The sequence below is a fragment of the Corallococcus terminator genome, from assembly GCF_003611635.1.
Taxonomy (GTDB): domain Bacteria; phylum Myxococcota; class Myxococcia; order Myxococcales; family Myxococcaceae; genus Corallococcus; species Corallococcus terminator.
Genome location: NZ_RAVZ01000443.1, coordinates 1 through 6,699, shown reverse-complemented (window position 1 = coordinate 6,699; position 6,699 = coordinate 1). Strand labels below are relative to the sequence as shown.

Genomic DNA, 6,699 nt, shown 5'->3' with positions numbered 1-6,699 from the left:
GAACAATCCCCACCGCTTCCACGCCATCCCTCCCCTGCACACGGGAAGAGGAGGCACGGGCGCAGGCCAGGGCATGGCGGGCGGCACGAGCACCTTCCCCCGACGAGGCGGCCCTGGCTCCTCGCCGTGCTCCATCCAGGCATCGTCCGCTGCCGCGCCCTCCAGGGGCACCGGTGCAAGTGGAGCCTCCACCACATCCGGGAACAGCGGCGCGTCCCAAGCTCCGTCCATCACCAGCGCGCCCAGGGCGTCGTCCAGCGCCCGGGCCCCCTTCCCTCTCTCCTCGGGCTGCTTCGCGAGCAGCCGCAGACACAGCAGGCTCAAGTCCTCCGGCACACGCGAGTTCCGTTCATGCGGCGACACCGGAGGCTCGTGGATGACCGCGTGGACTTCCGTGGCGGTGTCCGGCGACTCGAAGGGGCGCCGGTCCGTGAGCATCCAGTAGAGCACCACGCCCAGCGCATACAGGTCATCCGCGCGCGTGGCTTCGTAGTGCGCGTCCTCCCGTCGTCCGTGCTCCCGGAGGAAGGCCAGCGACTCCGGACTGCGGTACTGCGGCGTCCCCGGCGGCAGGATGCCCTGGGTCAACCGGGGCGCTCCCGCGTAGTGGCCCACGCCCACGTCCAGCAACACCGCCTGCCCGGTCGCCTCACGAACCTGGATGTTGGACTCCTTGATGTCCCGATGCAGCGCGAGCCCGGCGTGCAGCGCATCCAGTCCGCGCGCCAGGTCCCGCATCAGCGCCGCCACGCGCCGGGCGCTGGGATTCTCCTCCCGCACCCAGCGGTACAGCGTGCGGCCCTCCACCAGCTCCATCGCCAGGTAGAACCACTTCGGCTGTCGCTCCGGGTGCAGGCCGCAGTGACGGAAGCCCACCACGTTGGGGTGCTCCAGGCGCATCAGGATGGACACCTCCCGCTCCGCCCAGCCGCCCACCCCCACATGGGACTGGAGCTTCAACGCGAAGGACTCACCTCCACGCCGGGCCCGGTACACCGCGCCGCTGGCCCCCTGCCCCAGCAGCGTCTCCACGATGAACCCACCCACATCCGTGCCCGGCAACAGGTCCGCGAAGTGCTGGCCGTTCACGCTTCCGCCCTCTGTTCCAGGAAGGACCCCACGTCACCGCTTCCGGAGCATGGCGAGACCTGGAGCACGTGGAGTCTAATGCCGAGAAGACCCATCAAGTCGAGTCCTCTTCCATGTCGGCTGACAGGGATTTTCCGCTACGCTCCCGCCCCACGCATGGACGAACAACTGGGCAAGAAGGTGGGCAAGGCCGCACGCGAAGCCCGCGCGAGGCTGGGCCTGACGCAGGCGGAGATCGCCGCCACCGTGGGGATGAACTCCATGGTCTACAGCCGGGTGGAGCGAGGGAAGATGGTTCCCAGCGCGACGATGCTGTGCAAGCTGAGCATGGCGCTGCGGGTCACCACGGACGAGCTGCTGGGACTGGCCCGTCCGGACACGGAAGCCCGCCGCGAAGCCCAGAAGGAGCCTCCCGCGCTGCGACGCCTGGTGACGCTGGCGCGCGAGCTGGATGAAGAGAAGCAGGAGGCGCTCGTCGCCATGGCCCGCGCGCTGTCGCGCTGAATCCGCGACCTATTTCCGACGCTTGCGGACCGAAGGCCGCGTCAGCGCGTGCGCCTCCAGCCCCATGGGGAAGAGATCCTCGTCCTCCAACTCCACCTGGTCACGAGCGACACTGGCGTCCGCGACGAGGCGCGCCAGTTCCTCCGCCGCCTCCTTGCGCCCATACAGCCTGCCGCCCTCGCGTCGTTGCTCCAGGGCAAGGCAGTCGCGCAACACATCGCGAAGGGCGCCCGCGGTGACCTGCCGTGCGCCGGGCTCGCGTCGAAGGGCCTGCTGGAGCGCGGCGCCAAATGCCTCAGGCAACTCCGCCACGGCGCAGGCCACGTCCTCGGCGGTGTAGCAGCGAACCTGCGCCAGCATGCAGGTCAACGGCAGGGACGGCTCCTCTTCCACCTGGAGGCCGTGGCGCGCTGTGGGCTCTTCGCTCCCGCCGCATTCCAGGGCCGCCTGGAACAAGTGACGACCGGTGGCCAGTTCCAACAGCGAAAGCCCCAGGGAGAAGAGGTCCGAGGCGGGCGTCAGCGGATCCAGGGACAGATACTCCGGCGAGGCATAGGCCACATCCCCCTTGCGCAGCAGACCCTGCGTCTCCACGCGCCCCACCAGATGGGAGTAGGCAGCACCGAAGTGCGTCAGCTTCACCGTGCCGTCGCGTGCCACCCGCACGTTGCGCGGGCTGACATCCCGGTGCACCAGCCCCAGGGGACGCCCCTCTTCGTCGGTGAGGGAATGGGCATGGTCGAGCGCATCCGCCAGTTCGGCCCCCACGAACAGGGCGAAGGCCACGGACACGGGGCGCCCGCGCAGGGCCATCAGACACAACACCGTGTCCAGGGAGGGTCCGTCCACGTACTCCATGACGACGTACGGTTTGCGCTCCCGGACCTTGAAGTGGTGCACCTGGGCAATCGCGGGGTGGCTCAGCCGGTACGCCAACTGGACCTCCTCCACCAGCCGCTGGCGCCTCGCACGCGAGGCCGGGGTGTGCAAGCGCTTGATGAAGACGGGCCCCGGCAGGACGTTCGGCTCGTGGCGCTCGGCCAGCATCAACACCTCGCCATTGGGACGCCGGTCCACGGTGCGCAGGAAGTCGTAGCGGGTCTCCTCTATCTGGAAGAGGAAGTGCGGGCGCTCGGACGCGAAGTCGGACTGCCCCACGAAGGGCGCCGTGTCCTCCCGGTCGGGCGTGATGCTGGAGTCGGTGGTGGTCACGAGGCCTCTCTTTTTGAATAGACTCCTGGAGTCTATTTTCAAATAGACCTGAATCAAGACCTTCCTCGCGAAATCACCGTCCCAGCTTGAAGGCGACGACCGCCGTGTCCTCCACCGTGTCCTTCAGGGTGAAGCGCAGCTCCCAGGCCCCGGGCATGAACAGGTCCAGCTCCGCCACCTCGAAGTCTCCGGGCCCCCGCTCGGTGATGCGCGGCGTTTCGGAGATGCCGTGCCCCATCGCGGGCATCCAGGGTTGGACGCTCAGCGTTCCTCGCGACATCGGCTTGCCGGAGGCCACCTCGGTGACCCGAACGTGGAAGCGCTGAACGCCGCGCCGCAGGGAGGTACCGGATGAGCGGACCTCCACGCGCAGTCGTCCGGACGCACTGGTCGCGGTCCCCACCAACAGTTCCGTGTTCACCGTCCCCACGTCGCTCCCGACCGTCGGCGTTGGAGGCACCGCACCCAGCAACATCATCCACACCATCCACATCGTCATCCGCCCTTCGTGGCGGCGCGGAGGCCGCGCCGGTCTCCCCTTCCAGTAACGGAAGCGAGTACGCGGGCACCGCGACATGTTGTCGCGGAGCGCGACACGCACGGGGGCCCGCGACAACGTGCCGCATCGCACGCATGCGCCTCCTGCCGCAGGGTGCGCTTCGCCATGACCGCTTGCTGTCCACGGACGAAGGCTTCCGCTCCCACGTGGGTGCTCGCCGTGCTGGGAGCCCTGGGCCTCACCGTGTGCGCGCTTTCATGTGGAGCCATCGTGCTGGTGCTGGACTTCGCCCGGCCGGATGCGCGCGCCACGACAGCGCATCCCCTGACGTCCACGCCGCCACCGCCGCTGTATGGACAGCTTCCGCCCTTCACGCTCCGGAGCGATCAGGGCGCCCCCTTCGACACGCGGCGACTTCGCGGCCACCTCGCCCTGCTCCAGTTCGCGTCCGGTCCGGACGACACCGGAGCACGTCACTTCGAATCCCTTCCGGGCATCCAGGCCCGACTGAAGGACCTGGGCGTGCCGCTCCAGGTCGTCCTCGTGGAGTCACGTCCCGTCCCGCCTTCCGACCTTCCGCCCCCCTCCCACGGATGGCGACGGCTTTGGGACGGCGCGCGACTGGAGTCCTCCGCCCGACGCCTGGGCCAGGCCGTCCTGCCCGCTGACGCCTTCGCGGAGGATCTGCCCTGGACCGCCTGGGTGCTGGTGGATCAGGCCGGAGGCGTGCGCGGCTTCTACGACCTCCTCCACGACACGACCGCCGCCGGACGGCTGGTGGAGGACGCGGGCTGCCTGCTCACGTGCGGCCCCATCGCGGTCCTCGACCCTCCTGCCACCCAAGCCCCATGAACGAGGCCCCTTCCCGATGCGACATCCTCCTGCTCCCTCCTCCTCACGGCGCGCCTGGCTTCGGGCCGCGCTGGTCGCCCTGCCGTGCGTGGCGCTCCTGACGGGCGCGGCGCCGTGGATTCAACGCAAGCGCGCCCAGGCCGCCGCCGCGAACCTCCCCGTGCATGGGTCGCTCCCGCGCTTCGAGCTCACCGACCAGACCGGGCGCCCCTTCTCCGACGCCGACCTGAAGGGCCACCTCGTCGTCGCGGACTTCTTCTTCACCCGCTGCCCCACCGTCTGCCCGCTGCTCACCGAACGGATGCTGCGGGTGCAGCGGCAGGCACAAGCGCGGGGCCTGGACCTGCGCCTCGTGTCCTTCAGCGTGGATCCCCGCCACGACACACCCGAACGGCTGACCGCCTACGCTCGCGCCCATCACATCGACACGGCCACGTGGTCGCTGCTCACGGGCCCGCTGGAGCAGGTGGAGACGACGGTGCTCGAAGGCTTCCGCGTGATGATGGGCCGCGACGCCGACGCGGGCGATGACGACTTCTTCAGCGTCTTCCACGGCGAGCACTTCGTCCTCGTGGACGCCCGGGGACAGCTTCGCGGCTACTACAAGGTCACGGGCGAGGAGGCCGGTCTGGAGGCCCTGCTCCACGACGCGGAGATCCTGTCGCACGCCCGGGACTGATACACGCCAAGGCCCCGCGAAGCTTCCGCGGGGCCCCGCCCTCCACCGCTACCGGGAAGGAGGCTTCAGGTCCTCCGGCAGCCGGTCCCCCGGGGGACGCTCCAACGCCCCGGGACGCTCCACACCGGAGGGCGTCACGCCCGCGTCGTCGCTGGTGGAGCCCGCATCCGCGGGCGGAGACGAAACCGGGGGCTTGTCCGAACAGGCGGCGAGAACCCCGACAACCATCACGAAGAGCCAGTGGCGCATGGGTTAGTACTTCACCCAGATGACCGTGCCCGGATGGATCTCCGTGAGCGGCTGGGTGCCGGGCTCCTTCTCGATGAGCGCCTGCGTCACGGGGTTGAAGCTGTACGCCTGCGTGCCGGACCAGACGATGTGCGCGTCCTTGAACACGGTGAGGTCATGCACGTGCTCCTCCACCGTGTATTGGTTCCAGCCCGGCAGCCGCGTGGGCAGCAGGAAGAGCGACGGGGCCGGGTTCTCCGCCGGGGCCGTGCCCGCGTCCGTGTCGTGGCTGTGCCCGCCACCGCCCGTTCCCGTCCAGCCCACCGTCGTCTCGACGCCGGCCGCGGAACGGCACGTCTGCTCGGTGGGGAAGAACACCGTGGTGAAGGGCTTCGCGGGCAGCTTCGCGCGCAGGCCCAGGTGGAAGTAGTGCGTGTCCGCCGCCCGCACGTCCCCCGGGGCCCGGGTCCACGTCACCGCCGTCACGTTGCCCGCGCCGTCCTTCTCCACCTCGGCCTTGCCGAACGTGGAGTCCACCGGACGCACGCCCGTGACGCCCGCCGGAATCGTCACCTTCACCCGGGACGTGTCCGCGCCGTCACACCCGTGGCTCACGGTGAAGTCGGCATCGAAGGAAACGCCCGCGTACGGAGGCGTAGGGCCCGCGACCGCCGCGTGCGCGAAGGCGGCGGTGGAGAAGAGCGAACCCGCGACAGCGCACAGCGGACCCAGGGGAAGCTTCATCGGGCGACTCCAGAAGGAAGGAAGGCTCCCGAATAGCAGCCCCTCCCCGAGTGCCTGGATGCGGTCAATTGTCGCAGCGTCCGCGCCGGACGCTCCGACACGGGCTCACGGCAGGGCGATGCGCCCTGGTGTCTGGCCCGTGCCCTGTTCGGTGTGACAGCTATTGCAGTCACCGTTGGTTTGCGGCGTGGCCATCTCCCGGGAGCGACCGGTCGGGCCCACCAGCCGGACGCGGTAGGGCATCGGGAAGGGAGGCTGGAGCGTGTTCGACATGAAGTTGCCCGCTTCGTTGGGCACCAGCGTGAGCCGCACCGCGCCCTGCGCGTCCAGGATCTCCACCTTCACGTTGGACGGGGAGCCCAGCCGGGGATCGCATCCATCCGCCACGTGCAGCGACGGGAACACCGTGCCCATGAAGAAGTACGCATTGTTGGGCGACTGCTGAAGGTGACAGCTCCGGCACGCGTAGCCGGGCGCCATCGTGGCCCCCGTGCCACTCGCCTCGCTCCAGAAACTGTCGCTCGCGCATGTCGTCGGCGCGGGCCCCGACGGAAGGCTGCCGCACGTCCCCGCCGGCATCCCCGCCTCCAGCCACTGCGTCAGCACGGCGCGCGCTTCGTCCGGAAGCGGGGGCTCCGAACTCGGGGGCATCGGCGACGCGGCGTTCCCCATCCGCTCCAGGCTGCGCTGCCCCAGGCTCTGCTGGGCATGGGCCGGGGAGGGCTTCTGGAAGTCGGAGCGCGCAAGCAGCGCCAGGGGTGCGTACCCCTTCAGCGGCGTGGTGTGGCAGGACGCGCAGCGCTCCGCGACCACGGCCTTCACATCACACGGCAGCTCGTCCGGCCCCGGATCCACGACGCCCGCATCGCCCCCGTTCCCCGGGCCCTCCGTC

Annotated in this window: 8 protein-coding genes and 1 pseudogene; 3 read left to right on the top strand and 6 right to left on the bottom strand. The window is 69.9% G+C overall.

The genetic code is table 11. The annotated features are described in order from the left end of the window. On the bottom strand, window positions 1-1,089 hold a 1,089-nt coding region (locus tag D7V88_RS37480), incomplete at its 3' end, for a serine/threonine-protein kinase (protein WP_147449036.1). 156 nt (window positions 1,090-1,245) lie between these two features. Here D7V88_RS37480 and D7V88_RS37475 point away from each other — a divergent pair. Further along, window positions 1,246-1,593, top strand: a complete 348-nt coding sequence (locus D7V88_RS37475; protein WP_120545358.1) for a helix-turn-helix domain-containing protein — start codon at window positions 1,246-1,248, stop codon at window positions 1,591-1,593. Window positions 1,594-1,602: 9 nt separating this feature from the next. Here the strand turns inward: D7V88_RS37475 and D7V88_RS37470 are convergent, their stop codons facing one another. Together D7V88_RS37470 and D7V88_RS37465 are read right to left on the bottom strand one after the other, a co-directional pair. Further along, window positions 1,603-2,805, bottom strand: a complete 1,203-nt coding sequence (locus D7V88_RS37470; protein WP_244238605.1) for a serine/threonine-protein kinase — start codon at window positions 2,803-2,805, stop codon at window positions 1,603-1,605. A 73-nt stretch (window positions 2,806-2,878) separates the two neighbouring features. Continuing rightward, window positions 2,879-3,304, bottom strand: coding sequence for a FixH family protein (locus D7V88_RS37465; RefSeq protein ID WP_120545357.1), 426 nt, complete (start codon window positions 3,302-3,304; stop codon window positions 2,879-2,881). A 210-nt stretch (window positions 3,305-3,514) separates the two neighbouring features. Here D7V88_RS37465 and D7V88_RS37460 point away from each other — a divergent pair, with 210 nt between their 5' ends. Together D7V88_RS37460 and D7V88_RS37455 are read left to right on the top strand one after the other, a co-directional pair. Beyond that, a complete protein-coding gene (locus D7V88_RS37460; protein WP_120545356.1) occupies window positions 3,515-4,156 on the top strand; it encodes a hypothetical protein in 642 nt (213 codons plus the stop codon). Window positions 4,157-4,172: 16 nt separating this feature from the next. Beyond that, window positions 4,173-4,835, top strand: a complete 663-nt coding sequence (locus tag D7V88_RS37455) for an SCO family protein (RefSeq protein WP_120545355.1) — start codon at window positions 4,173-4,175, stop codon at window positions 4,833-4,835. Window positions 4,836-4,883: 48 nt separating this feature from the next. On the opposite strand, the gene D7V88_RS37450 is transcribed toward D7V88_RS37455, so the two are convergent. The 3 genes and pseudogenes from D7V88_RS37450 to D7V88_RS43320 form a co-directional block, all read right to left on the bottom strand. After that, window positions 4,884-5,084, bottom strand: a complete 201-nt coding sequence (locus tag D7V88_RS37450; RefSeq protein ID WP_120545354.1) for a hypothetical protein — start codon at window positions 5,082-5,084, stop codon at window positions 4,884-4,886. A gap of 3 nt (window positions 5,085-5,087) precedes the next feature. Then, the gene (locus tag D7V88_RS37445; protein WP_120545353.1) at window positions 5,088-5,807 is read right to left on the bottom strand and encodes a DUF1775 domain-containing protein; all 720 of its coding nucleotides are present in this window, start codon (window positions 5,805-5,807) and stop codon (window positions 5,088-5,090) included. A 105-nt stretch (window positions 5,808-5,912) separates the two neighbouring features. After that, a pseudogene (locus D7V88_RS43320) lies at window positions 5,913-6,699 on the bottom strand (hypothetical protein); the annotation flags it as partial.